The following is a 25,632-nucleotide window of genomic DNA, read 5'->3' as shown; positions in this document are numbered from 1 at the left end:
CCGATCCAGGTCCAAGGCTTGGCTTCAATGTATTTGAATGGCAGCCGGTCAGATCACCGGCTGCCATTCTTGATATAAAGCTTATTTCAGCTTGTCGCCGTTGATGGTCTCCATGGCCAGAACAGCCTTGGCAGCTTCAGCATGGCGCTCTGCTGGCAGTGGCACGAGGCCCTTTTCGGAAAGGTAACCTTCTTCGCCGCTTGCAGTGTCCGACACGTATTCAGCAGCAAACTTGTCCAGACCCGGGATAACGCCGACATGGGCCTTTTTGATATAGACGTAAAGTTCACGAGAAGGCTTGTAAGTACCGTCGGAAATTGTTTCGAAGGTCGGAACAACACCGTCGATTGGCACACCGGCCAGCTTCGATGCATTTTCCTCAAGGAAGGAATAGCCGAATACGCCAAATGCCTTTGGATTTGCTTCAAGCTTCTGAACGATCACATTGTCGTTCTCGCCTGCTTCCACATAGGCGCCATCTTCGCGAAGTGACTTCCAGACAGCTTCAAATGCCTTGGCGTCCTTACCCTTCAATTCCTTCAGAGCAGGAATTTCAAGCGCACCGGCTTCCATGAAAAGCTCATGCATGGAATCGCGTGTGCCGGATGTTGGAGGCGGGCCAAGTACTTCGATCTTCTCGTTAGGCAACGAAGGATCGATTTCAGACCAATTCTTGTATGGGTTGGCAACGAGCTTGCCATCAGCACCCGGAACTTCCTTGGCAAGAGCGAGGAAGAAGTTCTTGCGCGAAAGCTTCAGAGGAATACCGGCCTTTGCCTGGGCAACGGTCAGACCATCAAAGCCAACAAGAATTTCAACGATGTCCTTGACGCCGTTCTTGTTGCAATCGGCAAATTCGCTCTTCTTGATTGCGCGCGATGCATTGGTTGCATCCGGGAACTTTTCGCCAACGCCTTCACAGAAAAGCTTCATGCCGCCGCCTGTGCCGGTGGATTCGACAACTGGCGTCTTCATGCCGGATGTCTTGCCGAAATTTTCTGCAACAGCAGTGGTGAAAGGATAAACCGTCGAAGACCCGACGATGCGGATTTGATCGCGTGCAGATGCAGTGCCGAGCGAGGCTGCAATGCCGATGGCCGCAATTGCCACCGTTGAAAAAAGCTTGTTCATGGGTTTTACTCCTGTTTGAAAACTTTTGAAGTCACCGCTATCTACAGAAGGTTTATAACAGTCATGTGACACTAATATTACGGTTTGATCACAATGAGCGAGCCGCAAAAGCGTTACGATTAAACATTTGTATTTATTATATATTTTAGCCACGCTTATTCCCGTGGCAGCAAATGAAACTTCGGCGGCGAATTTCAACCCTGTTGAATTATATCACGATATCCGGAGCCCGTCGAAAGGGGATGCAGCTCTCCATTTGATGGATGTCCGTTCTTGTCCTGCGCAATGCTGGCAAAAATTTCAGGCCCGTTTTCGCCCTGCCGTTGATATGATTTACAAATTTCCTATTTAAGGATATTGATTATCCTTAAATCGAGCATTTGAGCCCTAAAACTGTCACGGGCAGGATTGAGCAATGATACTGAAAAGTCAGGTCGAATGGGTACTCCATTGCTGCGCCCTTCTGGCCGGGCTGCCGGAAAACCATTATCTTTCAACCAAGACATTGGCTGAGTTTCATGGTGTTCCCAAGGAATATCTATCGAAGGCGCTGCAAAATCTTTCGCAGGCCGCGATTGTCGAGACGACACTTGGGCCAAGCGGTGGCTACCGGCTTGCAAGACCGACCTCAGAAATTACATTTCTCGATATTGTCGAGGCTGTTGAGGGAAAAAGCCCGACCTTTGTCTGCAATAATATCAGAGAGAACAATCCTTGCCGCTCCGTAGACCATTGCGATACGAAGCCATGCTCCGTGGCTCGCATCATGTGGGATGCTGATGAGGCGTGGCGCAGCAAGTTGCGCAGTGTAACGCTGGCCAGCCTGGTCGAAACACTCGCTAAGGACGTTCCAGCTGATCTTTGGAAAAAGAGTTCCGAATGGGTTATGGCCCGCACGTAGATAACATGCGGGCCAACCCGGTTCGGCGTGATCGGCTATTATATCGACAAGAATGTTACTTGATCGGGGTGGTCAAAGGGGTTTTCTCGTTGGTATCGACGACAAATACGGCAAGCAGCCGTGCCGGGTCGGTTTTACTGTCATTCGCGCTCACACCATGGCGATCACCCGGCATTTCAGAAAAGTTTTCCCCGGCTCGATAGACCTTCACGGGGCCGTCATTGACCTGGCTGCGAATGGCCCCTTCCAGAACCGTCGCATAGATAAAGGCGGAGTTCGGGTGGGTATGTCCCGGCGAAGACCCGCCCGGCCCATATTCCACAAGAATGCCCTTAATGCTTTTACCCGGCACATTCGGCAGTTCATGTTCGTAAACAATAGTAACCTTGGCATCCGTCCCGTCGGCATGTGTGGCAGCGCTGTTCATGAGCAGCAAGCCAAGCGCCAATGTGGTGATTGAGGTTTTGATCATTTCAGTCTCCTTCGATTTTCGCTGTCTGGCGGCTCACTTGCGGCGGGGCGCCGTTGCGAACCATTCTTCAAAACCGATGGATCCAAGCCGCGGATCAAGGCCGGGCACGAGCGATTCATCGTTGAGTTCCGCGCCGAAATATCTGGCGTGAGCATCGACCACGACCGACCTTGGATCATTGGTTGCTTTCAGGTAACGGCCAACCAGATCGCTCAGCCGGACCTTTTCCGGGCCTGCGATTTCCACCGTCCCCATGACCGGCGGTGCAAGCGCCACTTCAGCCATGGCGTCCGCCACATCATCAGAAGCAATAGGCTGTACATAGGCAGGTGATAAATGCACCTTGTCGCCGACCGTCCCGGATTCTGCGATGCCGCTGAGAAACTCGAAGAATTGCGTTGAGTGAACAATCGTATAGGGAATCGGCGACTTTCTGATCAGTTCTTCCTGCGCAAGCTTGCCGCGAAAATAGCCGCTTTCCTGCAAACGTTCGGTGCCGACCACGGAAAGCGCGATATGGTGCTTCACGCTTGCCGCTGCTTCGGCTGCAAGCAGGTTCTTACCGGAGGTCTGGAAGAATTCGAGAACATCCCTGTCCGCGAAGGATGGCGAATTGGCCAGATCAAGGACGATATCCGCACCGGCAAGCGCCTCGGTCAGGCCTTCTCCGGTAATCGTGTTGACCCCGGTATTCGGCGAGGCGGCGACCACCTCATGACCCTTCTTGCGCAGGCGTTCAACGGTCTTCGATCCGATCAGACCAGTTCCCCCAATAATAACGATTTTCATGGCAATTGTCCTTCGATGCCCGTTAATCCGGGTGTTAAGAGATCAATGTTCAAAGGTTTAGTTCAGGCCAGCCTTATCGAGACCAAAGGCCTTGTCCGATGATCCGGGCACAGTCCTGAAGGCCACATTGGCGCGGTTCCAGGCATTGATAGCCATGACCGTATAGGTTAGATCAGACAGCTCCTTCTCGGAGAGCTGGCCGCGAACGCGTTCGTAAACATCATCCGGAACGCCCTGCTCCGGCAGCTTTGTCAAAATCTCGGCCCAGGCCAAAGCTGCGCGCTCGCGCGGGGAGAACAGTGTCGATTCCCGCCAAATAGCAATGTGGTAAAGACGAAGCTCGGTCTCCCCATGCATCTTGGCCTGCTTGACATGCATATCGAGACAGAAGGCGCAGCCGTTCATTTGGGAGGCGCGGATATGTACGAGATCCTCGATCTTCTCTTCAATGGCACTGTCCTTGAGCGCCAGGCTGAAATCCATGAACTTTTTGAAAAACTCGGGCGACTGCTGAATGTAGTTAAGGCGTTGGCTCATATGTCTCTCCATTCGTCTATTACGGATATTTGTTATCCTTAAGGATATTTAATATCCTTAATAGAAAAAATGTAAAGTGGGGCGCCTGCAATAAATTGCGCCTGCGCTCGCTCAGCTGCCCACATTTCACGTAAGTATTTGATTTAACGAACTATCGGCGATCCAAAAAATTGCCATCAAGCCGGTTGTTTTAGACCTGTGCCTCCGTCAGTCGCCCTCACGCCTTCGGGATGCTCTATTTTTCACCAGCCGGTCCTGTGATGCATGGTGCCTACAGCAATCAAAGGCAGGCGACATTGAGAGGCCGCCGAAGCGCTGGACAAAGGTTGTGGCTTTGTATTGCTTGAAAGCTTTTAATGGTTGGAACCAAAATTCACCGACACCGGTTACTTTTCGAAAGGAGGTAACCGTAATATCTTTGGCTTTTTGTTGTGCTCGGCGGACCCATTATTCTCGGGATAATAAGGGCCTATGGCATGCTCAGACGCCGGCGGTTGACCCCGTCCGAAAAAGAAACTCGCAACCGGAAAACCAGACAGCTTTACCAGTCGAAAAATTAGACGGATACGACGATGCCAATTGATCCAATTCCGAGATCCAGCTTTTTGTGCCTGATGAAATCACCACTTCGAATGTCATGACATTTACGACCGCTGCGGAAGCATTCGCGGATATTCATTCGGTGTGGAAAGTTCACATCAATGATCATGGTCCCATGACACCGGACGAACTCAAAACCGAGTGTCTGCGATGGAACTGATCGCTATTACGCTCGTTTCGGGACTGCCAGATAGCTGCCACTGGCAGGCAAGCATGAACGGGCTCAGGGCATTGATGTAATGGGTAAAGTCTACAATGAATTTATCGAAAGACTCCGTCTGGCCGTTCAGGAGCATGAAGAGCGCATTGTCCGGTTGGAGGAAGGTGTCGAAAAAGCCTTTCGTAAATCGCGGTCAGGCGAGAAGGAAGACATTTCCCTGCAAACTGCGGACCATTACCGCCGCCTCGCTCACCATCTGCGGGAAGTCATTTCACGGCACGACCTGAAGCTTGCGCAAAAATCTGAACCCGAAGCCCAAAAGAACGCCGCTCTACCGCGAAGGACAGAGCGGCGTTGATCGATTTTTGAAGCGGAACAACTCGTCCGCTCATCTCCACGCCCCTTGAGGGAAAAAACGGAACTTTTGGTGAATTTCAGTGGTGGTAAATTGTTACCGAAGGCCTTGTTATATCCGGCGACAGGGTTGAGCAGCAAAAACACTATTAAATTGGGCCGTCCTGAAGCTCTCTGAGGCGGAGGACATCGTTGGAACTATCGATGCTGGCGAGCAATACCAGTTTATTCGTGTAGGCCGAAGCGGAGCGGGCGATCAAACCCGCGACACCTATCTGAAGGCTCTGCGCGACATTACCCATCTCGAACTGCTGATCGAAACATTGGACGTTTCTCAACCTTTTCAGGAGGCAACCATCCTTTCAACTGCAAGTGCTGACACCGTCCAAGTGAGTCAAGGAGACCGCTATGGGCCAGATTGAAAATCCAAAACTTCCTATGGGAAGAACTTTCGGGCTGTTTTGTTGTTTGGGGCGACAGTGGTCACATCAGGGATGATTTCACTACCAAAGAGGACGCCACTTCATCCCTAGCGCCGCGCCCAAGCAAAAGGACCGTGCATCGCACGATCCCGCATCGTTCACTAAAACCCAACCCGCAGGCTGGCTATCATTCCATACCCAAGGCGTTCATATAAAGTTCAAGGATCGCTTCTTCTTCCTTGCGCTCATTGGCGTCCTTCTTGCGCAGGCGAACAATGGTGCGGATGATCTTCGTGTCGTAGCCGCGGCCTTTGGCTTCAGCCATCACTTCCTTGATATCATCGGAAAGCGTGGTCTTTTCTTCTTCGAGGCGCTCAATGCGCTCGATGAATTGACGCAATTCTGCTGCCGCTACACCTTCGACACCGCCCTGTGCGCCCAAATCATCCATGCTCATATTTCACTCCGTAAAACGTAACTGGCGACTCGGGGTTAAGCCGCGCGGAGCGTTCCGATGCCCGACGAAGGGCTAGGGAGTCAAGGAAATAGAGTCTGCGACCGCAGCCATCCGGACCTTTCAATGCCCGGGCTTGTTTGTCTCGAAGGCTGCCTTGGCTGCGTCACTTGCTTCGCGTTGATATTTTGCCTGCCAATCGGCATAGGGCTCGCCATAGATGATCTCGCGCGATTCATCCTTGCTGATCGCGATGCCGGAAGCTTCCGCCGCTTCGCGATACCAGTTGGAAAGGCAGTTGCGGCAAAACCCTGCCAGGTTCATCAAATCAATATTCTGCACATCGCTGCGGGCGCGCAGATGCTCCACCAAACGCCGGAAAGCCGCCGCCTCCAATTCGGTTTGCTGTTCCCGGCTTAAATCAGTCATGGATGATCTCCTCAATTATTCCCGTTCTTGAGCCATAATGCCGAACCTCATGCATATCGGGTACTGCATTCATGCCTTCAAGGATCGGCCCCAGACGCTCAGCCCATAAGGTCGTGCCCGCATCATCGCCAATCAGGTCCTGGCGTACCTCAATCAACGCATGGGCATAACCCGGCAGGATGCAATGCGTATACATTGTGTCGCCCTTGAGTGCCCCGTCATAGGGCTCATTATCGCCAACGACCAGCAGGGGATCTGCCCGTAAACCCGCCAATAAAGGCAGCACAGCGCGTGGATCCTTGTCCCAAAGTATGCCGGCGTGCCAGGGCCTCGGCGTCGCTTTCCAGAATGCGGTAAACGAGTGAATGGAAATAACCAGGGGCGCCTTGCCGCTCTGTTCCACCGTTTCCGCGATCGCCGCGGCAACCGCATCATGATAGGGCCTGTAATATTGGTCTATGCGCTTCTTCCGCTCATCTTCAGGCATTGGATTGTTGCGCGGTATCACGGCACCATCAGACAGACGCATGATCAGGGTTGGATCATCATCGCCGCGATTTGGATCAATCAACAGCCGCGAAAACCCGCCAAGCACCGCTGGCACACCAAGCATGGCGGCAAGTTTGCGGGTCAACTGCTCGACGCCAATATCATACGCAATATGCCGCTCGAATTGCGCGGCATCCAACCCCAGCGAGCCATATTCTTCCGGCAGCGCGCGGCTCGCATGATCGGCAAGCAGGACAAGGCCCTTGGCATAATCGCCATCAACCAGATGATAGGGAGAAAAGGACATGAAGACAGGCTCTTGCAACGGTGAATCTGACCGCTTTTGTCTTTCATGCCCTAGGCAGCAATGCAAGGCAGATTGTTCGCCGGCCTATTGGAACCACAAGAGCAATAAAGATTGGAGCACGATATGTTACTTCCATTGCGGCGGGTAAGAAGATAATAGCACTGCATGTCCAGTCGAATATCATCGTTAGAAAACGCCACTAAATATCTCACGCCTGCGGACAGAGATCACTTCTTCAAAATAAAACGTGAGATGGAAAAATCCGGAGCCTCGAAGAAGGATATCGAGGAGCGCTTGCACGCCTTTATGTGGAACATAATTGAGTCTGACGATGAAGACGAAGAGGATGAAGTGACCACGGACAAGGCGCCATAACAAATCGATTAGATCGCAGCCTGAGCCGGATCGTCCCAAAAACACCACAGCCGATCACAATCTTGTCGTGGTACCCCTCTACGACTTATTCACGCGTTGACAATGCGCGCGAAACTACCGAAAAGGAACCTCGTCTACCTGCCCTGAAGCCATTGGCTTAATTTTGGTGCTGGCAGGACCCTAAAAGACCGGACGGAGGCAATATTGAGTATGAGCATAAAGCTAAGATGGGGAAGCTTCCTCGCGGCATTTCTGTTCATATTCATTTCGGGAAGCGTTTTTGCGCCGACCCAGGCCCATGCCGATTTCCGCGTGTGCAATTCCACCCAAAATCTGGTCGGCGTTGCTCTGGGCTACCGCGCCAAGACTGGCTGGATCACGGAAGGCTGGTGGCATGTCAACGCCTCTTCCTGCACCACCTTGGTTGTCGGACCGCTGACATCGCGCTATTATTACCTTTACGCCGAAGATGCTCAAAGCGGCGGGCGCTGGGACGGCAAGATCAACATGTGCGTTGCCGAAAACCAGTTCAAGATAACCGGTATCAATGACTGCTTCGCACGCGGTTTCCAGCGTTCCGGATTTCAGGAATATGATACGGGCGAGCAGACGAGCTGGATGGTCCAGCTGACAGAAGAAAATCCTCCCTCATCTCCAATTGTAACGGATACCCCTCCTCAATGAGACGTCGCCGCAAGGTCAAAATTCTCGCCACGCTCGGTCCTGCTTCCTCCGACGAAGGCATGATTCGCAAACTGTTCGAAGCCGGTGCCGATGTCTTCCGCATCAATATGAGCCATGCCAGCCACGACCTGATGCGTGAACTTGTGCGCCGCTTGCGCAATGTGGAAAAAGAGGTCGGACGGCCAATCGGCATTCTCGCCGATTTGCAGGGACCCAAGCTGCGTGTGGGCAAATTTGCCGAAGGCAAGGTGGAACTCGTTGCAGGCCAGACCTTCACCCTCGACAACAATGAAGCGCTTGGCGATAACACCCGCGTTTACCTGCCGCATCCGGAAATTCTCAAAGCCGTTGAGCCGGGTCATCGCCTGTTGATCGACGATGGCAAGCTGGCGCTTGTCGCTGAAGCATCCGATGGCAAGCATATTCGCTGCCGGGTTGTTTCAGGAACGAGTATTTCCGACAAGAAGGGCGTCAGCCTGCCTGACACCACACTTGATGTCGGCGCTCTGACCGAGAAAGACCGCCGCGACCTTGATGCCGTGCTGCAGGAAGAAATCGACTGGGTTGCCCTGTCCTTTATCCAGCGGCCGGAGGATCTTGCCGAAGTCCGCAAGATCTCGCGCGGCCGCGTTGCTCTTCTCTCAAAGATTGAGAAGCCACAGGCCGTTACCCGCCTTGATAAGATCATCGAGCTTTCCGATGCGCTTATGGTTGCGCGCGGCGATCTCGGCGTTGAGATGCCGCTGGAATCAGTGCCTGGCATCCAGAAGCAGATCATTCGTGCTTGTCGCCGGGCAGGTAAGCCCGTTGTCGTCGCCACGCAGATGCTGGAATCGATGATCACTGCCGCCGTGCCAACCCGCGCCGAAGTGTCCGACGTTGCCACAGCCGTGTTCGAAGGTGCCGATGCGGTTATGCTTTCGGCAGAATCTGCAGCTGGCGATTATCCTGTAGAAGCCGTCGCAACAATGGCGCGCATTGCCGAACAGGTGGAGCGCGATCCAAACTTCCCCGGCATCATCCATGCCCAGCGCCCCGAGCCCAATGCGACCGGCGCCGATGCAATTTCGCTCGCCGCCCGCCAGATCGCCGAAACGCTCAATCTTTCTGCTATCGTCACTTATACCGCCTCGGGAACCACTGCCTTGCGCGCCGCGCGCGAACGGCCACTTTTACCCATCATCGCGCTGTCGCCTGTCGTTGAAACCGCCCGCAAGCTAGCGCTCGTCTGGGGGTTGCATTGCGTTGTAACCGACGAGGCCTATGATCTTGATGAGATGGTCGATCGTGCTTGCCACATTGCCTATCAGGAAGAGTTCGGTAATCCGGGTGATCGCATCATCATCTCGGCTGGCGTGCCCCTGCGTACCCCAGGTTCAACGAATATGCTGCGCATCGCCTATATCGGCTCCGACGGTCTGACGAGCGTCTGACGTCTAGCACTGCAAGCAGTTGATTATAAAAATTCCGGCATGCGTAAGCATTGCCGGAATTTGCAATTTTAAGCTGAGTGTATTGCTGGTTGCTACTATAACGAAAGCCACGGCAGAAAAGAGTGCGGACGGCATTGCAACGAGCCGCCAGCGCATCAGCTATGGAGCTTCCCGCTCATTTTCAGCATCTTAAGCAAAATACCCGCAAAGCTAAATGATTTTCCCGAAAAAACGGGCAAATTTGCCGAAGAATTACAATCGATAGTGGTGATTTAGTTGTGATTAGTTGCAATCACCGAAATTACGTGCGTTGGCCGGTTAATTCATCTGCCAGTTCACCGACTTCTTTCTGAGCCTGACGCATCATCGGATAGACATTCAAAACCTGCTCGAATGCGCCCAGCGCTGCCTCTTTGCGGCCCGTTTCCTTGAGAATGGAAGCCATACCGGCCATGGCTCCAAAGTGCCGTGGTTCCAATGTCAGCGTCTTGTGAATATCAGCCATGGCACGGCCGTAATCATTCATCACATAGTTCAATGTGGCGCGGCGGTTCCAGCCTTCCGCATAGTCCGGCTTCATGACGATGACTTGATCGAGAAAATCCAGCGCAACGGAATACTTCTTATCTTCCATGGCCTTAGAGGCCCAGCCCATCATCAGATCGATGCTTGCGCTGCCGGAATTCTGCCACTGGGCTTGGATTTGCGAGGCAATCCGCGATGCTTTCATCGCGTTGGTTTCCCGCTTCAATTGACCGAAAAGCTCATCCAGCCGGGCGGCACGCTTTTCCGCCAATGTTTTGCCGGGCAATGCGGCCTGTTGCGGAGTGAGGGCCTGGCCTTCAGCAGGTTTCCCCTGCGTATCAGCCCTGTCTTCCGTTCCGGTTCTTTCTTGCGCCCAAGCGCTGTCCGCCATTGAAATCATTGGCGAAAGTACCGTTGAGAGCCCGAGTAAAATAGCAAAGACGTTCCGCATGACACGAATGTTAGTCCGTATCAGCAAAACGTCAAATGCAAATAACCGTGAAACGGTAAAGATCAGCCCTGGCGTGCTTTGAAGCGCGGAGCAGTCTTGTTGATGATGTACATGCGGCCCTTGCGACGGACCAGCTGATTGTCACGATGACGGGCTTTGAGGGCCTTAAGGGAGTTCTTGATCTTCATTTCAGCACCGGTATCTTTCGCCCGAAACCGGGCACCAATAAAAAGCGCGCCTTTTAAGCGCGCCGGAAACACGTTGCGGGGAAATAGCCAAGGAATGCCTGCATTGTCAACTCCCATCCCACGATTCATCGCATGATTCAGCGAGAAAACTTATCTTTTCCAGCATTCAGAGGCGTTTGGTTATGCGAGTCACATGCCCCATCTTGCGCCCCGGACGCGCTTCGGCCTTGCCGTAAAGATGCACCACGGCTCCGCTTTCTTTCAATATCTCTGGCACGCGGGCAATATCATCGCCAATGAGATTTTCCATCACACAATCGGAATGCCGCCTCGTATCGCCCAGAGGCAATCCTGTAATGGCGCGTATATGCTGCTCGAACTGTGAAACGGCGCAGGCTGCTTCTGTCCAGTGGCCGGAATTATGCACGCGCGGTGCAAATTCATTGGCAAGCAAAGTTCCATTGGCAAGCGCAAAGAACTCCATGCCGAGCACGCCGATATAATTCAATCCTTCCAGCAGCTTGCGGGCCGCATCCGCTGCCAGGCCCGCCATTGTCGAAGACACGGAAACAGGAACTGTCGAGCTTGCGAGAATTCCATCCTTGTGAACGTTCTCGGCAATGTCATAAACCCGGATATTGCCGGCCTTGTCACGCGCCGCAATGACCGATATCTCGTGAGTAAAGTCCACCAGCGCCTCAAGAATGGAAGGAGCATTGCCAACGGCGGCAAATCCGGCCTTGGCCGTTTCGCCCGGCACGCCGGAAAACTTCGCCTGGCCTTTTCCATCATAACCGAAGCGCCGGGTCTTAAGGATGCCCTTGCCGCCAAAAGCAAGCAGGGCAGCTTCCAGCTCCACCTCATTTTCGACGACGCGCCATTGTGCGGTCTGAATGCCGAGCTTGTTGAGAAACCGTTTCTCGGTGACGCGATCCTGTGAGACTTTCAGTGCCTCTGCTGGCGGAAATACTGACTTCGTTTCACTCAAAAGTTCCGCTGAGTCGACGGGCACATTCTCAAATTCGTAGGTAATGACGTCGCTTAGTTCAGCCAATCGCTCCAACGCGTCATGATCATCATAGGCTGCGGTAATAACTTCATTGGCAACTTGCGCTGCGGGGCAATCTGCTTGCGGCTCCAGTATCACTGTTCTGTAGCCGAGACGTGCAGCAGCTATAGCCAGCATGCGTCCGAGCTGACCACCACCGATTATACCAATCGTCGAACCTGCAGAAATCATTCTCAAACCTCGTCGGAAGGCCGCATCGCAACCTTCTCGCTTTGTGCCTGCCGGAAAGCATCAAGTCGTTTTGCCAGTTCCTTATCGTGCAGAGCCAAAACCGCTGCTGCCAGCAATGCGGCATTGACCGCGCCTGCCCGGCCAATTGCCAATGTCCCGACGGGTATGCCCGCTGGCATTTGCACTATGGAAAGCAGCGAGTCCTGGCCGGAGAGAGCCTTCGATTCAACAGGTACGCCAAAAACCGGCAAAGGCGTCATGGACGCAGCCATGCCTGGCAGATGTGCAGCACCGCCTGCACCCGCAATAATGACCTTGAAACCAGATTCTCTCGCGCTTTTGGCGAACTCGACCAATCGATCCGGCGTTCTGTGCGCCGAAACGATCCGGTCATCATGAGAAATTCCAAGGCTGTCCAACGTTTCAGCCGCATGACGCATGGTCGACCAATCGGACTGGCTTCCCATAATGATTGCTACGTCAGCACGTGTATCAGCCATTGAGCATCCTCTAATAATGGAATGGGGGAATTAGTGTAAAAGCAAAGAGCCTGCAAGCATAAGTCACAGCACCGCAGATTGCTCTTTGATATCAGGCGATTATGTCGGGGATGATTTTGTCTTCCAGCTCGATGAGCTTATCTTTGATGATGAGTTTCTTCTTTTTCATGCGCTGGATACGCAGCTGGTCGCAACCAACTTGGATCATTGCCTGGATAGCTGCATCGAAGTCCAGATGCTCTTGCTTCAATCTTGCGACTGCCAATCGAATGTCAGCCTGATCTTGATCGGACATGCAGTGATTCCCGGTATTTTGCTGTAGAATTATCAAAAGCGGTCCGGAGTAACACTGTCACTTGCCGGTATGCCGCAATATCACATTTCATGTGACAATAAAATCCTGCGAAACATATTCGACAATTGCTTCAAGTAGTGGCAGAGTGTCACGGCTCTGTCATAAAGCCGCTACTTGGCTGACAGGGCATTACGAGCAAGGAAATTAACCAAGGGAGAAGCCGCATGGCCATTGAGTCTCATCTTGAAACGCTTGAACGTAAGCATGGAGCACTTGAGAAAGAAATCTCCGATGCAATGCTAAGTCCAGCTACGGACGATCTTAAGATTAGCGACCTCAAGCGTCGCAAGCTTGTGCTGAAAGAGCAGATCGAAAAAATTCGTACGCTCGTTACTCACCACTAAAACGACTCCGGGTCGCAAGGCAAGATAGACCCCGAATTCCGCCTGAGTATATCACGCGGCAGATCCGAAAACCCGGCACGTCTGGTCAGACAGCCGGGTTTTCATGTCTTTGGATTAGTTTTCTGCCGGTGCTATGGCGGATTATTCATTCCAGAACTGATCAAGCCACAAATTCAAATGGAAAAAGCCGCTATCGTCGACTGCGTAGATGCGGCGGGTGCCTTCTGATTTCACCGAAACCAGTTGCGCATCAAGCAGTGCTTTAAGGTGCTGGGAGACCGCGGGGCGCGATATAGGAAGACCGGACGCCAACTCATTCACGGTTTTTGGACCCCGCCTCAATTCCTCAAGAAGGTATCGGCGGTTGGGATCGGAAATTGCAACAAAAGCATCTGTTTCGACCATGTTGCAGTTTCGGTTTAAACCGCCAGCAATGTCAACGGATTTGTCGCTATTCGGGCAGGGTTTCCGCACGTGGATCAAGCTTTACACCTTCGGGTGTTGCACGTTCCGAATGCACCGTCTGAAAATTATCCCGCAGTTCGATTGGCACCGGTGCGCGCATTCGCGAGCGAATGATTGCATGACACATGATTGCCGCATGAGCCAGTGCCGTGATCGCAAACAATCCTTCGGCTCCGATGGTCTCCATCGCCCAGGCGCCCAGTACCGGGCCGATCATCGTGCCAAAACCATAGAGCAATAACAGGCCACTCGTCACTTTGACGAAGTTTTCGGAGTCCGAAAAGTCGTTGGCATGCGCAACAGCCACGGGATAGAGCGTATAGGCCAAGCCACCATATATCGCCGTCATGATGAGAATGATCGTGGCATGCCTTGGAGCGATGAAGAAAATCAACAGCCCGATCAATGCCGCAGCACCGCCAACGAAGGCCAATACATAACGCCGGTCGGTTCGATCAGACATACGCCCGACCGGAATCTGCATCAGCGCGCCGCCGAGCACCGAGGCGCTCATCATCAAGGCGATTTCACCGACCGAAATCCCTGTCGCAGCGCCATATACAGCGCCCAGCGTACCGAATGCGCCATTGGCAACGCCAATAAGTATGCAGCCAAGAAAGGCCACCGGCGAATTACGGTAAAGCGCACGCAAATCAAGCTGCACTTCCGTCAATGGTTTTGGACTGCTGGCTGTTGAAATAGCTGTCGGAATCAATGCGAGACAGAACAATATGCCGGACAGCATAAAGAACGTGCCATTGTGCACGTCGCCAAAACCGATCATCAGCTGGCCAACCGTTATCGACCCGAAATTGACCACCATATAGAGACCGAATATTTGGCCGCGATTGGCGTTCGTGGCCCGCTCATTAAGCCAACTCTCAATCACCATATAGGAGCCTGCCATGGCAAATCCGGTGAGGGCGCGCAGGACAATCCAAGCCGTTGAATTAACGAGTATTCCGGTCATCAGCGCAACGATTGCCGCAATCGCGGCAAAGGCGCTGAATGCACGAACATGTCCGACTCTTCTCACCAGTCGCGGGGCAAGAAGGCAGGCTGTTATAAAACCACCTGCCCATGCTGTTCCCAGCAAACCGAGCGATGTCGTTGAAAACCCTTCGGCGCCGCCGCGCAAGGGTAGCAATAATCCATGCAGGCCTGAAGCCATGACGAGAAAAGATGTGCCGCAAAGAAGCGCAAAGACCTGAATGAATGAACGAAACACGAGATATCCTTCGGACGAGCGGGGGAAGACGGCTCTGTATTGATAGGGATGCAGCTTTCTCTCGGTTATCAATGCGGAAACTTGATGGCACCTGCACCAAATTGAAATCAATCAGCGAAAGAGCGCCTCTGCAGCAACCTTGCTATCTCCCTTTCGCGAACGCTCCTCCTCAAGACGTACAATCTCCGCACGCAACAAGCCTATACGCTCATCAAGTTCTGCAACAGATAGCAAAGACAAATCCTGGCCGATATCATGAACAGTCTTGCGCCGGGGCTCTTCATCGAAAAGTGACATTTCTTCCCTCCACTTGTCGCCTCCGCGTAGTAAGATACATTCCAACCACTTGGAATTGCAAATTATTCCAATGAATCAATATCAGGGAAGTTCATAATGGCAGAAGAGATTCCAACAGTGATGACGGCGATTGAGATCAGTTCTCCAGGTGGCCCAAGGGTTCTCAAAGCGGGCGAGAGACCCGTTCCTGCGCCCAAATCCGGGGAGCTTCTTGTGCGAGTGCGGTCCGCCGGTGTTAATCGTCCCGATGTTTTGCAACGGCAAGGCCATTATCCACCGCCACAAGGCGCTTCAGACATTCCGGGGTTGGAAATTTCCGGGGATGTTGTCGCAACAGGGGAAGGTGTAACCCGTTTCCGCCTTGGTGAACGTGTTACGGCACTCGTGGCCGGCGGCGGCTATGCCCAATATTGTACGGTTCATGAATCCAACGCCCTGCCGATCCCGGCAGGCTACGGCTACATAGAGGCCGCCGCAATTCCCGAAACATTCTTCACCGTCTGGCACAATGTTTTTGAAAGGGGCGCCCTGCAAAGCGGCGAGACATTTCTCGTCCATGGCGGCTCGTCCGGTATCGGCACGACAGCGATACAGCTGGCCAAGGCCTTCGGGGCGCGCGTATTTACAACGGCTGGATCAGGCGACAAGTGCGAAGCATGCGTCAAGCTTGGAGCCGATCACGCAATCAATTATCGCGAAGAGGATTTTGTCGAGGCTATTAAGCGACTTACGGACGGCAAAGGTGCCAATCTGATCCTCGACATGGTTGGCGGCGACTACGTCGACCGGAACTATGACGCGGCGGCTATTGATGGCCGTATCGTGCAGATTGCTTTTCTCAACGGGGCAAAGGCAACAACCGATATGACCAAGCTGATGGTCAAGCGACTGCAACATACGGGATCAACGTTAAGGGCCCGAACAATCGAGTTCAAAGCCGGAATTGCCCGCGAGCTTGAACTTAACGTTTGGCCACTATTGGCTGAGCGTAAAGTCGCGCCGGTGATCGATATGGTCTATCCACTGCATGAAGCCTGGCGCGCGCATGAGCGTATGGAAGATGGCCAGCATATTGGCAAAATTGTTTTAGATGTAAGCTGAACCAAGACTGTAAAGGCCGCTATATGCGGCCTTTATCTTATTTCCGGTTTTATCAGTTTGTAGCCTGGACCTTACCGATGCCGAAAAACAGGGTTTCCCCCGATGAGTCATCGACACCATCATTGTCAGTAACGGCATAACCATTGCCATCAACGTCAATAGCGAACCCTTCAAGCTTTTCCGAAATGTAGCCATTGGCGCTCTTGAGATCGTCAATGAAATCATGTGCCAGCACCTTTTCAACGACGGGTAGCTTTTCGCCGATCTTGGCAGGTTTCAAACCCTCTAGCGCCACACGATATAACCGTTTGTTGGCAGCCTTATCACCAATCTGGTTATCGCGTTCAACGATATAAAGCTGACCGTCATGAGCGGTAATTTCGGAAAGACCGACCCAACCTGCTCCGCTTTTATCGAGCGGATAGGAAACAGCAGTCCAGGATTTATCCTTGATGTTGTAGTTCAGCAGTTTGACGAAACCTTTTTCGTCATCCTTCCACTCGCGCTGGATCGCCATCCACAATGTGGCGTCATCACCTTCCCCAACACGCGTAATCCCTTCCAGGCCGAAACGAACCTGGTTTGGCAGAAGTTCTTCGGGAAGTGCTATTTCCTTTTTGATCTCGCCTTTCCCGTTTACGTTGAGAATTGCATGGGGCACGAGCTTGGCCTGGTCGCCTTCATTGGCGAGCCAGAAACCGCCATCGCCATCCGTGGTGATGCCTTCAAGATCAAGTTTCTGTGCCGGTTGCCCACCGCGTTTGACGACCAGTGCTTTGGTGATTTTTGCCGGGCTTTGGTTCGCATCAATCGTGAAGATCGAAGGCGCCGCGGAGTAGAAGGAATCCGATACGGCATAGAGCTTGCCCGCTTCCTTTAGATCAGCAACCAATCCCGATAGAGCGCCCCAGCCAAGCGGCGTTCCATCATCCTTCATCGTCGAAACGATCTGCGGATAATTCGGCTTCTGATCCTTGAGTTCATAAATCATAACATGCGAGCGTACGCCGCCATCTTTAATCAAATCAGCCTCATTGGCTGTTACCAGCAGATTGCGTGATGGGATTGCCAATACACCTTCGGGGGCGATGCCTGATGGCAGCAATTGAACAAATTCCGGCTCAGCGCCCGTGTCCTTGTAGACACCGACAATCGAAGCACGCTCACTGGCAACAAACAGGTAGTTTGTATCGCCGAATTTGCCGACCTCAGCCCCTTCAAGCTCAACGCCCTTCTTGTTGCGCTTATCGGGATAGTGACCAGCTTCAGCAATCTTATGCTCAAGCGATGCGCCGGATTCGTAGGCAACTTTTCCGTCTTTGGTGAATATTGTAAAGCTGCGCGATCCGCCTTTGTAATCGCCTTCATTGGCAACAATCACGCGGTTATTGTCGAGCCATTTGATCGTGTCAGGCTCTCTCAGAACACCTTTTGCACTGCCATCAAACTTGAGAGCGCCATCTTTTTCCACGTCGATTTTATCCAGATCGACAGTGCCGGCAGAGAAATGATTTGTAATTTTTCCGCTCGCCGCATCGATAATTGCGATGTGGTTGTTTTCCTGCAGTGTTACCGCAATCTGATTTTCCCGGTTGATGGAGACAAACTCAGGTTCGGCATCTTCCGGTGCGATTTCGGAAAGTCCGGTAAGTTCAACGGTTTTCGCTGTTGCGCAATCCGGAGCACCATCCTTCAGCGAAATTATTTTGATATTACCGCTTGGAAGCTGGGGTATTTCTCCATCATTCAACTCTTCATCACGTTCATTTTCGATTGCTATGGCAGCAAAAGTCTTGTCGGGAGAGATAGCGACAGAATCGGGCTGTCCACCGAGATCACATGTAGCAATCACCTTGCGGGAGGCCAGCTCGACCACATCGAGGCGGCCTGAAGGATTGGCCTTGTCCTTGGAAGTATTGACCGCGGCAAGGACGTTTGCACCGACGGCTGCTACCGATGTCGGTTCGCCGTCCAGCTTAAGTTGTCCCAGCGGCTGCGGCTTGCCTGCTTCAGTGATATCAATAAAACCGATCGCACCATTTGGGCTGTCAGAATAAACCAATGTCTTGCCATCTTCTGATGCTGTGATGATCTCGGAAGAAGTAACCTGCGAGAGATCGGAATCCTTTGGCAGGTTGGAAATCACGGGAAAGCTTGCAATGCGGTTGAACACTGGTTCTGCCATTGCAGGTATTGCTGTGGATGCAGCCAGAATGGTCCAAAGACCGATGGTGAGAAAACGATGCGACATTGGAACAATCTCCGATTGAATTGAAGAGACTGATCGCGTGCGTCTGTTGCAGTGTCATGACATTTACATGACAGTTTGATGAAACACTTGCCCGAGGGAATGTGCGGTTATTTGGAACATGGCATGAATCCCCAAAGCGATTCTTGCTCATCGATTAAAATACCGCTATATAACGGCTCGAAATCCCGGAAATTGTGGTTGAACCCACGTCCCGCCCCTCCGGAGCGGACGAACAAGAGGACTATATCTATGGCCACCCAGCTTCTAATGCCAAAGGCAACGGCCGTCTGGCTTGTCGATAATACGGCCCTGTCTTTCGATCAGATCGCTGCTTTCTGCACGCTCCATCCGCTTGAAGTTAAGGCTATCGCGGACGGTGAATCGGCCCAAGGCATCAAGGGCCTTGATCCATTGATCACCGGACAGCTATCCCGCGAAGAAATTGCCAAGGGCGAAAAAGACCCGAACCATAAGCTCAAGATTTCGGACCCCAAGGTTCGCGTTCCCGAGACCAAGCGCAAGGGCCCTCGCTATACGCCGTTGTCCAAGCGTCAGGATCGTCCGAATGCTATTCTCTGGCTCGTTCGCAATCATCCAGAGCTCAAAGATGCGCAGATTTCGCGCCTGATCGGTACGACCAAATCGACAATTGAACAGATCCGCAACCGCACCCATTGGAACTCCAACAATCTGCAACCAATGGACCCGGTTACACTGGGCCTCTCGTCGCAGATTGATCTGGATATCGAAGTCGAGCGTTCTTCGCGCGGGCGTCCCGTACAGCCGGGCGAAGGTGGCGATACACTTCTGCCAGCTTCCGCGACTGAAAATCTCGACATTCAGCCAACGGTTCGTGAAGAAGACCAGGAGCTTGACGCAGACAAGGTTTTCGCCAAGCTTTCGTCGTTGAAAGGCCGTCAGGACGACGAAGACGAGGAATAATCGTCTCCGCACCATTCGACTGACTATGTAGCAAAAGCCTCGTCCGTGACGAGGCTTTTTACGTCAAGGAGTGAGCAATGCTTCCAGGTTTTGAAACTGAACGTTTGCTGTTGCGACCTCGGACCATGGATCATTTCGAAGATTGCATTGCCATGGATCGCGATCCCGCTGTGACAAAGTTCATCCCCGGTCCATGGACCGATGACACCAGTCACAGACAGTTTCTGACGGATCGGATATTAACCGATTTCGGTATCGGCCTTGGCTACTGGTCAATCTTCGAGAAAACCCGTTCGGATCAATTTCTTGGCTGGGTGCTGTTGATTCCCCATAATGCTATCGGGCCCGATGTGGAAATCGGCTGGCGTCTCAACCGTCTGGCTTGGGGCAAAGGAATCGCAACGGAAGCAGCCAAGCCTGTTCTTGAACATGGTTTCAAGGCGACCACCGTGGATCGAATTATCGCCGCTATTGATCCTCGCAACAGCGCATCAGTCCGAGTCGCCGAAAAGCTTGGAATGGAGCTGATGGGCGAAACTGAGGAGGACGGCTATCATTTCGTAACCTACGCAATACTGCGCGCAACTTTCCAGACCGCCATTGATCAACTGCCCAGTTAAAAGGCTTTATGAAGCACGGGCTTCGGTATTTGGTGTTTCGCTAAGTTCCACCCTGCGGTAGAAATCGGCAAGCGTCCTGCCGCGCTCCTGACGGAAGATGCGATCAGCCTTCTCAACCTTCGTGATGCGATCGATCCGGAAGGTCCGAAAGTCATTACGCAGCTCGCACCAGCTGATCAATGTCCAGACTTTTCCCCAAAACCACAGACCGAGTGGCCTGATATCCCGCGTACTGTCCTTGCCCTCAAGGTCGGTATAGGTGATCGAAAGCACACGGCATTGTTCGGCAGCATTTTCTGCCAGATCAATCAAAGCGCGTGCGCTATCACTAATATTGGTGCCCGATGCGTGAATATGTGTGTTGGTGATACGCGGGCGATCCTCCTTCGGCAGGACGGCTCCGATCTTTATAATCGCCTCTTCGGCCGCGCGCGCCATGGAAGCACCGCCCCAAGCAGTTATCAGCCGCGCGCCAGCAACAAGCGCTACCACCTCATCCCGGGTGAACATCAAGGGTGGGAGGTCAAAACCTTCCCGTAAAATATAGCCAACGCCCGCTTCGCCATCAATGGGAACACCCGTAGACTGCAAATCGGCAATGTCGCGATAGATCGTACGTTCTGACACTTCAAGCTTTTCGGCAAGTTGCCTTGCCGTTACAAGTCGCCCGCCACGCAGCTTCTGCACAATCTGGAAAAGTCGGTCTGCTCTACGCATCGCTCAAGCCTTCTCACTCCGGGAAGTAAATTCTCTTGCAATCATTTCACGCATCTCGGCGATTTGGGGCGCTTGTTCGGGAAAGAGCGCTTCGAGGAAGACGATGGCAAAGGTTCCGGGCGCAGTTCCCGCCGCGCTTACAACATGCCCATCGCGTACTGCATAGGGCACATCCTGATAATGCTCAGACCCGGCATAAGTATCCAGACGCGATTCGATCCAACCGGCTCCATTGCTGGTATGCTTGCGGCCTGAAAACAGGCCCGCACGCGCCAGTGCAAGAGTACCGGCACATATGCCACCGACAATTCCGCCACGCGCCAAAACATCCTTTAACAAGGGCGCAATGTCAGGAGCGTCGGGCTCTGACCATGTGTCCGATCCAATGACGGCAACCGCATCAAGATCAAGATTGTCTGATGGATCGACACCGCGATCCGGGAGCATGCGAAAGCCGCCAATTGATTTTAGCGGACCCGGAGAAGGTGAAAGGCAGACGGCTCGGCCACCAAACCACTCATTGACCGAGCCGGAAAGCATGCCAAATTCCCAATCGGCAAAGCCTTCAACGAAAACAAATCCAACTGTTCGTTTCTTTTCCATTGAAGCCCTCCTCCATGGCAGTCAAATTCAACATCCCAGCTCTAAGGGGCTGGATTTGCGAGCTTTTAAGCTCTCATAGTGTTTTGGCCAATCCAACTGCCATGGCGTAAGCTCATCACTGGTGGCAGGCACGGCAGTGTCGTCTTCGCCTAGGGAATTGCGTTTTGCCAATCGTTCAGCATAGGCATCCGGCCAGCCAATGTCTTTCAAGAGATGCTCGGGAAGCGAGTTAAGATGCCGTTCCGTACGCAGCTCCTGCCGGTGAATTGCAAACTCGGAAAACCAATGCTTCACACTCTGTACGATATCAAAATCGAGGTAAGCCATATCCCTGTCTCCTTCTGACTACGGGAACATAATGGCATACCCCTCCTGACAACCTTCTGTCAGTAGGATGTCAACAGCCTAAAAAATCATCCATTGACCGGCACTGTATAATTCAATGGTAATCGACCACCATCGGCATAGATCGTTTGCCCCGTTATGTAGCTCGCATCATCTGAAGCCAGGAACGCCGCCACAGCAGCTATTTCGGAGGGCTCTCCCACCCGGCCCAGCGGTGTACGGGACAATATCCGCTGTTTTGCGGCCATATCCGAATTGACCGTATCCAGCATCTGGGTTTTGATCGAGCCTGGACCGATTGCGTTCACGCGAATCCCATAGGGTGCGAGCGAAAGAGCCATGACTTTGGTCAATTGACTGACGCCACCCTTCGAAACCGAATAGGCAATTTGCTCCGGCAAACCGACGACTGCATTGATTGACGACATATTGACTATGGAGCCTGCATTACCTCCGTCTTTTATCTTTTTGACCATATACCGGGCTACAGCCTGACCACAAAGAAACGATCCTTTTAGATTAACCCGCAGAACCCGATCAAAATCATCCTCGTTCAGGTCGAGAAAATCGGCCGTGTGTACAATACCAGCATTATTGACCAGTATATCCACATCACCGAATGCCTCGATTGTTCCAGCCACGAGATTGTGCACATCCAGCCTGCTGCTGACATCTGTTGAGGAAAAGCGGACTTTACCCAAAGGGGACAGCTCTTTTACCGCCGCGGCTCCCTGAGCATCATTGATGTCAGCAAGCATAACACTGGCCCCATCTTGAAGAAAGCGCCTTGCAATGGCCAGCCCGATACCCTGAGCGCCACCCGTTACAATTGCGATTTTGCCATCCAATGCCATTGCCAGTCTCCAATTTGACAACAGAGCTTAACCTTGGATGGCAGATGGTCAACCAGTAACCAGACCAATTCCTCGTGCATTGAGCACCAACTGGATTTCCTCAAGAATCGCTGGATCGTCAATCGTTGCAGGCATATTCCACGGCTCCTGATCGGCAATCTTCTGCATGGTGCCCCGCAATATTTTACCGGAGCGCGTCTTGGGCAGACGTTTTGCCGTTATGGCCATTTTAAACGCAGCAACCGGGCCAATCTTCTCCCGCATCAAAGCAACGCAATCTTGCTCAATATCGGCTTCGCTCCTTGTAACGCCGGATTTCAGCACAATGAACCCGCAAGGAACCTGACCTTTCACACTGTCGGCAATGCCGATAACAGCGCATTCGGCAACATCCGGATGGCTGGAAAGAACCTCTTCCATCGCCCCGGTCGACAGGCGATGACCGGCAACATTGATGATGTCGTCGGTGCGGCTCATAATATAGATATAGCCGTCCTCGTCCATGATGCCTGCATCTGCTGTCTTGTAATATCCCGGAAACTCGCTGATGTACGCCTCGCGAAACCTCTGGTCCGCATTCCACAATGTCGGCAGGAATGCCGGCGGCAAGGGCAGTTTGACCACGATATTGCCAAGCTCGCCGCGCTTGACTGGATGACCTGCATCGTCAAGAACCTGCACGTCATAACCGGGCATTGGGACCGTCGGCGAGCCATATTTTACCGGCAACATTCCAAGCCCCGCCGGGTTGGCTGCCATGGGCCAGCCGCTTTCGGTCTGCCACCAATGATCTATGACCGGAACGCCTAGTTTTTGTTCGGCCCATTTGATCGTATCCGTATCGGCGCGCTCTCCCGCCAGGAAAAGATACTTCAACGAAGAAATATCATATCTGCCTATAAGCTCGCCCTTGGGGTCTTCTTTCTTGATCGCCCGAAATGCGGTCGGCGCGGTAAATAGTACCTTGACCTTGTGGTCAGCGATTACGCGCCAGAATGTACCAGCATCGGGCGTTCCAACCGGCTTGCCTTCATAAAGAATGCTCGTCGCCCCAACGAAAAGTGGCGCATAAGCGATATAGGAGTGGCCGACGGCCCAGCCTATGTCCGAAGCCGCCCAGAACACATCTCCCGGGTAGGTGTCATAGATTGCGCCCATCGACCACGCCAAGGCGACCAGATGGCCGCCATTGTCGCGAACAACGCCTTTTGGCTGTCCCGTCGTACCTGATGTATAAAGAATATAAAGCGGATCAGTCGATTTAAGAGGCTCACAGGGAACCTTACGCCCCGCAGAGGCGGCAACTGCTTGGGCATAGTCAATATCCCGCCCCGAAACCAGTTCATGCGGCTGTTGCGGGCGCACAAGGATCAGACAAGTAGCCACTTTGTGCTGGGCCTGTTCGATAGCCTTGTCGAGCATCGGTTTGTAAGCAACCACCCTGCCCGGTTCCAGCCCGCAGGACGTAGCGATAATCATAACCGGCTTGGCGTCGTCTATCCTTGTTGCAAGCTCGTTAGCGGCAAATCCTCCGAAGACAACCGAATGAACTGCACCAATGCGCGCGCATGCGAGCATTGCAACAACGGCTTCAGGCACCATCGCCATGTAGATAATGACGCGATCCCCCTTCCCCACCCCTTTATCGACCAGCACCGACGCCAATGCCTCGATTTCGGCCTGTAAATCACTATAACTTATCTTGCGAACCGTACCTGTTATGGCGCTATCATGGATCAGCGCGTCCTGATCGCCACGCCCTGCGAGAACATGCCTGTCTACGGCGTTGTAACAGGTGTTGCATTCAGCTCCCGCGTACCAACGGCCATAAGGGCCACTGTCTGGATCAAAAACCGTATCCCACGGCTTGATCCAATCGATGGCTACTCCTGCTTTGGCCCAGAATGCCAAGGGATCGGTCTGCCAATCCTGATAGACCTGCGCATATAGTGATGTCATGAAATTCCTCCCGTAAGAAGCATCCTAAATCCGGAAGGCGGAGTCAAAGGGCGAATTGACAATTCTCCGCGCTTGGCACACTGCTCAATTCAATCAACAGGATATTGCAGACAGATCATCCATGACCAAAATCCTGTCCTTTGTTTTCATCGTCATTATGGCGCTGCATCTATTCAAGCCGCTCGGCTTGCCCGGATTGAAAAAGCGCAAGGATTTCTGGAAAATCGCCGTCGGAGCAGTGCTGGCTATTTTGGTCGTTGGCGTCTCAAGACACGTAGGATAGTGCGTTTAGCCGCCAGCGGGGGAAGCGGCATCCTTCTCATCGACCTGGGGGCGATTGAGGATGTAGGGGACGAGATGTTTTGCCCAAGCATCATAGCCCAATGCCGAAGCGTGAAAGCCGTCCGTGGAAAAACCTTCGGCAGATTCCACTGGTAGGCGAAGCGCTGGAATAGCCATTCGCTCGCGGCACAATCTTTCGCCGAGCTTGTTGATTGCGACAGCGCGTCCTTCCAGAATACGCCCGAGCAATGGAGGCATAGCCGGAACATCGCGAAAATCGATCACCTGTGACCATACCACGTGGGCCTCAGGCCATTTCGCTCTCAGTGCATAAAGAAGCCCGCCAAATTCGCGCTTGAAGCGTGGCAGCGAGTGAAAATTCTTTGTGTCATTTGTGCCGGTTGATAGCACGATATGCGTCCACATTCCGCGTTCAAGATTTGGCACGACATGATCGCGCAATTGTCCCGATGTTGCTGAATTGAACCCTGCAGCACGCCAGATGACCTTACGGCCTGTCCGGCCCTGCAGATAGACCGCCAACCGTACACAAAGCCCCTGCCATGCATCAGTGACACCCACCCCTGCGGCAGACGAGTCCCCCAGAACAAGCAGCCGGATAGCCGGATCTTTGCCCGCAATTTCCCCCACGGGCAGGCCAACAGGCGGAATCATTCGCTCTGTCTTCAATCGTACATTTATCCCCTGCCATGCATAGACAGGATAAAGAAACCAACTCAGCAAAGGATGGAATGGCGCAGGTTTCATTCGTCTCTGGTTGTCCCATAAAAAAGCCCGGGCTGATTCCCCGGGCTCCATGAGATACGC

General features: G+C 52.9%; 32 protein-coding genes. 10 read left to right on the top strand and 22 right to left on the bottom strand.

Going from position 1 to position 25,632, the window contains the following annotated elements; translation table 11 throughout:
* Positions 1–81: 81 nt before the first annotated feature.
* On the bottom strand, positions 82–1,131 hold the full coding sequence (locus tag V9K92_RS14265) for a PstS family phosphate ABC transporter substrate-binding protein (protein ID WP_115054150.1): 1,050 nt from the start codon (positions 1,129–1,131) through the stop codon (positions 82–84).
* Positions 1,132–1,546: 415 nt separating this feature from the next.
* On the opposite strand from V9K92_RS14265, the gene V9K92_RS14260 reads away from it, so the two are divergent.
* Positions 1,547–2,032, top strand: coding sequence for an Rrf2 family transcriptional regulator (locus tag V9K92_RS14260; protein WP_115054149.1), 486 nt, complete (start codon positions 1,547–1,549; stop codon positions 2,030–2,032).
* A 55-nt stretch (positions 2,033–2,087) separates the two neighbouring features.
* On the opposite strand, the gene V9K92_RS14255 is transcribed toward V9K92_RS14260, so the two are convergent.
* From V9K92_RS14255 to V9K92_RS14245, 3 genes are read right to left on the bottom strand one after another with little or no spacing between them, the layout of a single operon-like run.
* On the bottom strand, positions 2,088–2,504 hold the full coding sequence (locus V9K92_RS14255) for a cupin domain-containing protein (RefSeq protein WP_443094467.1): 417 nt from the start codon (positions 2,502–2,504) through the stop codon (positions 2,088–2,090).
* Positions 2,505–2,537: 33 nt separating this feature from the next.
* The gene (locus V9K92_RS14250; RefSeq protein WP_115054147.1) at positions 2,538–3,293 is read right to left on the bottom strand and encodes an NAD(P)H-binding protein; all 756 of its coding nucleotides are present in this window, start codon (positions 3,291–3,293) and stop codon (positions 2,538–2,540) included.
* Between the two features lie 57 nt (positions 3,294–3,350).
* Positions 3,351–3,830 (bottom strand): carboxymuconolactone decarboxylase family protein, encoded by a 480-nt coding sequence (locus tag V9K92_RS14245; protein WP_115054146.1) that lies wholly within the window; start codon positions 3,828–3,830, stop codon positions 3,351–3,353.
* An 839-nt stretch (positions 3,831–4,669) separates the two neighbouring features.
* Between V9K92_RS14245 and V9K92_RS14240 the strand changes: the two genes are divergently transcribed.
* Positions 4,670–4,948, top strand: a complete 279-nt coding sequence (locus V9K92_RS14240; protein WP_115054145.1) for a hypothetical protein — start codon at positions 4,670–4,672, stop codon at positions 4,946–4,948.
* A gap of 605 nt (positions 4,949–5,553) precedes the next feature.
* On the opposite strand, the gene V9K92_RS14235 is transcribed toward V9K92_RS14240, so the two are convergent.
* From V9K92_RS14235 to V9K92_RS14225, 3 genes are all read right to left on the bottom strand, one after another.
* Complete coding sequence (locus V9K92_RS14235) at positions 5,554–5,823, bottom strand: DUF2312 domain-containing protein (protein ID WP_008128240.1); 270 nt, start codon at positions 5,821–5,823, stop codon at positions 5,554–5,556.
* 120 nt (positions 5,824–5,943) lie between these two features.
* A complete protein-coding gene (locus tag V9K92_RS14230) occupies positions 5,944–6,249 on the bottom strand; it encodes a DUF1244 domain-containing protein (protein ID WP_115054144.1) in 306 nt (101 codons plus the stop codon).
* Positions 6,242–7,045 carry an N-formylglutamate amidohydrolase gene (locus V9K92_RS14225; RefSeq protein WP_337354264.1) on the bottom strand — a complete coding sequence of 268 codons (804 nt, stop codon included), beginning with the start codon at positions 7,043–7,045 and terminating at the stop codon, positions 6,242–6,244. Before V9K92_RS14225 ends, V9K92_RS14230 begins: the two co-directional genes overlap by 8 nt.
* Positions 7,046–7,210: 165 nt before the next feature.
* Between V9K92_RS14225 and V9K92_RS14220 the strand changes: the two genes are divergently transcribed.
* The 3 genes from V9K92_RS14220 (at position 7,211) to pyk (ending at position 9,537) form a co-directional block, all read left to right on the top strand.
* Positions 7,211–7,420 carry a hypothetical protein gene (locus tag V9K92_RS14220; RefSeq protein WP_337354263.1) on the top strand — a complete coding sequence of 70 codons (210 nt, stop codon included), beginning with the start codon at positions 7,211–7,213 and terminating at the stop codon, positions 7,418–7,420.
* Positions 7,421–7,630: 210 nt separating this feature from the next.
* Positions 7,631–8,104 (top strand): DUF1036 domain-containing protein, encoded by a 474-nt coding sequence (locus tag V9K92_RS14215; protein WP_307286259.1) that lies wholly within the window; start codon positions 7,631–7,633, stop codon positions 8,102–8,104.
* A complete protein-coding gene (gene pyk / locus V9K92_RS14210) occupies positions 8,101–9,537 on the top strand; it encodes a pyruvate kinase (RefSeq protein ID WP_337354262.1) in 1,437 nt (478 codons plus the stop codon). Before V9K92_RS14215 ends, pyk begins: the two co-directional genes overlap by 4 nt.
* Positions 9,538–9,838: 301 nt before the next feature.
* On the opposite strand, the gene V9K92_RS14205 is transcribed toward pyk, so the two are convergent.
* The 5 genes from V9K92_RS14205 to V9K92_RS14185 form a co-directional block, all read right to left on the bottom strand.
* Positions 9,839–10,513 (bottom strand): hypothetical protein, encoded by a 675-nt coding sequence (locus V9K92_RS14205; protein ID WP_337354261.1) that lies wholly within the window; start codon positions 10,511–10,513, stop codon positions 9,839–9,841.
* Between the two features lie 62 nt (positions 10,514–10,575).
* Positions 10,576–10,701, bottom strand: a complete 126-nt coding sequence (ykgO, locus tag V9K92_RS14200; protein WP_040856283.1) for a type B 50S ribosomal protein L36 — start codon at positions 10,699–10,701, stop codon at positions 10,576–10,578.
* Positions 10,702–10,867: 166 nt separating this feature from the next.
* On the bottom strand, positions 10,868–11,941 hold the full coding sequence (locus V9K92_RS14195) for a 5-(carboxyamino)imidazole ribonucleotide synthase (protein ID WP_337354260.1): 1,074 nt from the start codon (positions 11,939–11,941) through the stop codon (positions 10,868–10,870).
* Between the two features lie 2 nt (positions 11,942–11,943).
* The gene (gene purE, locus V9K92_RS14190; RefSeq protein ID WP_115054137.1) at positions 11,944–12,441 is read right to left on the bottom strand and encodes a 5-(carboxyamino)imidazole ribonucleotide mutase; all 498 of its coding nucleotides are present in this window, start codon (positions 12,439–12,441) and stop codon (positions 11,944–11,946) included.
* Between the two features lie 91 nt (positions 12,442–12,532).
* Positions 12,533–12,736 (bottom strand): YdcH family protein, encoded by a 204-nt coding sequence (locus V9K92_RS14185; protein ID WP_008128260.1) that lies wholly within the window; start codon positions 12,734–12,736, stop codon positions 12,533–12,535.
* 224 nt (positions 12,737–12,960) lie between these two features.
* Here V9K92_RS14185 and V9K92_RS14180 point away from each other — a divergent pair, with 224 nt between their 5' ends.
* Positions 12,961–13,140, top strand: a complete 180-nt coding sequence (locus tag V9K92_RS14180) for a YdcH family protein (protein ID WP_115054136.1) — start codon at positions 12,961–12,963, stop codon at positions 13,138–13,140.
* A 141-nt stretch (positions 13,141–13,281) separates the two neighbouring features.
* On the opposite strand, the gene V9K92_RS14175 is transcribed toward V9K92_RS14180, so the two are convergent.
* From V9K92_RS14175 to V9K92_RS14165, 3 genes are all read right to left on the bottom strand, one after another.
* The gene (locus tag V9K92_RS14175) at positions 13,282–13,545 is read right to left on the bottom strand and encodes an ArsR/SmtB family transcription factor (RefSeq protein ID WP_008128262.1); all 264 of its coding nucleotides are present in this window, start codon (positions 13,543–13,545) and stop codon (positions 13,282–13,284) included.
* Positions 13,546–13,591: 46 nt separating this feature from the next.
* Positions 13,592–14,833: an MFS transporter gene (locus V9K92_RS14170; protein WP_115054134.1), complete on the bottom strand. Its 1,242-nt coding sequence runs from the start codon at positions 14,831–14,833 to the stop codon at positions 13,592–13,594.
* Positions 14,834–14,944: 111 nt separating this feature from the next.
* Complete coding sequence (locus V9K92_RS14165) at positions 14,945–15,130, bottom strand: DUF1192 domain-containing protein (RefSeq protein ID WP_115054133.1); 186 nt, start codon at positions 15,128–15,130, stop codon at positions 14,945–14,947.
* Between the two features lie 96 nt (positions 15,131–15,226).
* Here V9K92_RS14165 and V9K92_RS14160 point away from each other — a divergent pair, with 96 nt between their 5' ends.
* A complete protein-coding gene (locus tag V9K92_RS14160; protein WP_337354259.1) occupies positions 15,227–16,231 on the top strand; it encodes an NAD(P)H-quinone oxidoreductase in 1,005 nt (334 codons plus the stop codon).
* Positions 16,232–16,283: 52 nt separating this feature from the next.
* Here V9K92_RS14160 and V9K92_RS14155 read toward each other — a convergent pair whose 3' ends face one another.
* A complete protein-coding gene (locus tag V9K92_RS14155; RefSeq protein WP_337354258.1) occupies positions 16,284–18,482 on the bottom strand; it encodes an esterase-like activity of phytase family protein in 2,199 nt (732 codons plus the stop codon).
* A gap of 249 nt (positions 18,483–18,731) precedes the next feature.
* On the opposite strand from V9K92_RS14155, the gene V9K92_RS14150 reads away from it, so the two are divergent.
* A complete protein-coding gene (locus V9K92_RS14150) occupies positions 18,732–19,424 on the top strand; it encodes a DUF1013 domain-containing protein (RefSeq protein ID WP_115054130.1) in 693 nt (230 codons plus the stop codon).
* 77 nt (positions 19,425–19,501) lie between these two features.
* A complete protein-coding gene (locus V9K92_RS14145; protein ID WP_337354257.1) occupies positions 19,502–20,044 on the top strand; it encodes a GNAT family N-acetyltransferase in 543 nt (180 codons plus the stop codon).
* 6 nt (positions 20,045–20,050) lie between these two features.
* Here V9K92_RS14145 and V9K92_RS14140 read toward each other — a convergent pair whose 3' ends face one another.
* The 5 genes from V9K92_RS14140 to V9K92_RS14120 all read right to left on the bottom strand — a co-directional run bounded on the left by V9K92_RS14140 (position 20,051) and on the right by V9K92_RS14120 (position 24,522).
* Positions 20,051–20,761, bottom strand: coding sequence for a helix-turn-helix transcriptional regulator (locus V9K92_RS14140; RefSeq protein WP_115054128.1), 711 nt, complete (start codon positions 20,759–20,761; stop codon positions 20,051–20,053).
* Between the two features lie 3 nt (positions 20,762–20,764).
* Positions 20,765–21,364: a DJ-1/PfpI family protein gene (locus V9K92_RS14135; protein ID WP_337354256.1), complete on the bottom strand. Its 600-nt coding sequence runs from the start codon at positions 21,362–21,364 to the stop codon at positions 20,765–20,767.
* A gap of 27 nt (positions 21,365–21,391) precedes the next feature.
* A complete protein-coding gene (locus tag V9K92_RS14130; protein WP_162802576.1) occupies positions 21,392–21,691 on the bottom strand; it encodes a DUF1127 domain-containing protein in 300 nt (99 codons plus the stop codon).
* A gap of 86 nt (positions 21,692–21,777) precedes the next feature.
* Positions 21,778–22,563, bottom strand: a complete 786-nt coding sequence (locus V9K92_RS14125; protein ID WP_115054126.1) for an SDR family NAD(P)-dependent oxidoreductase — start codon at positions 22,561–22,563, stop codon at positions 21,778–21,780.
* A 48-nt stretch (positions 22,564–22,611) separates the two neighbouring features.
* Positions 22,612–24,522, bottom strand: coding sequence for a propionyl-CoA synthetase (locus V9K92_RS14120; RefSeq protein ID WP_336442036.1), 1,911 nt, complete (start codon positions 24,520–24,522; stop codon positions 22,612–22,614).
* Positions 24,523–24,577: 55 nt separating this feature from the next.
* Between V9K92_RS14120 and V9K92_RS14115 the strand changes: the two genes are divergently transcribed.
* The gene (locus V9K92_RS14115; protein WP_337354388.1) at positions 24,578–24,805 is read left to right on the top strand and encodes a hypothetical protein; all 228 of its coding nucleotides are present in this window, start codon (positions 24,578–24,580) and stop codon (positions 24,803–24,805) included.
* Positions 24,806–24,810: 5 nt separating this feature from the next.
* Here V9K92_RS14115 and V9K92_RS14110 read toward each other — a convergent pair whose 3' ends face one another.
* On the bottom strand, positions 24,811–25,572 hold the full coding sequence (locus V9K92_RS14110) for an SGNH/GDSL hydrolase family protein (RefSeq protein WP_307280902.1): 762 nt from the start codon (positions 25,570–25,572) through the stop codon (positions 24,811–24,813).
* Between the last annotated feature and the right edge of the window lie 60 nt (positions 25,573–25,632).

The organism is Phyllobacterium sp. CCNWLW109, from assembly GCF_037203905.1.
In the GTDB taxonomy this organism is placed as follows: domain Bacteria; phylum Pseudomonadota; class Alphaproteobacteria; order Rhizobiales; family Rhizobiaceae; genus Phyllobacterium; species Phyllobacterium ifriqiyense.
Note: the sequence above shows the minus strand (reverse complement) of the source record. Positions and strands in the feature narration are given on the sequence as shown.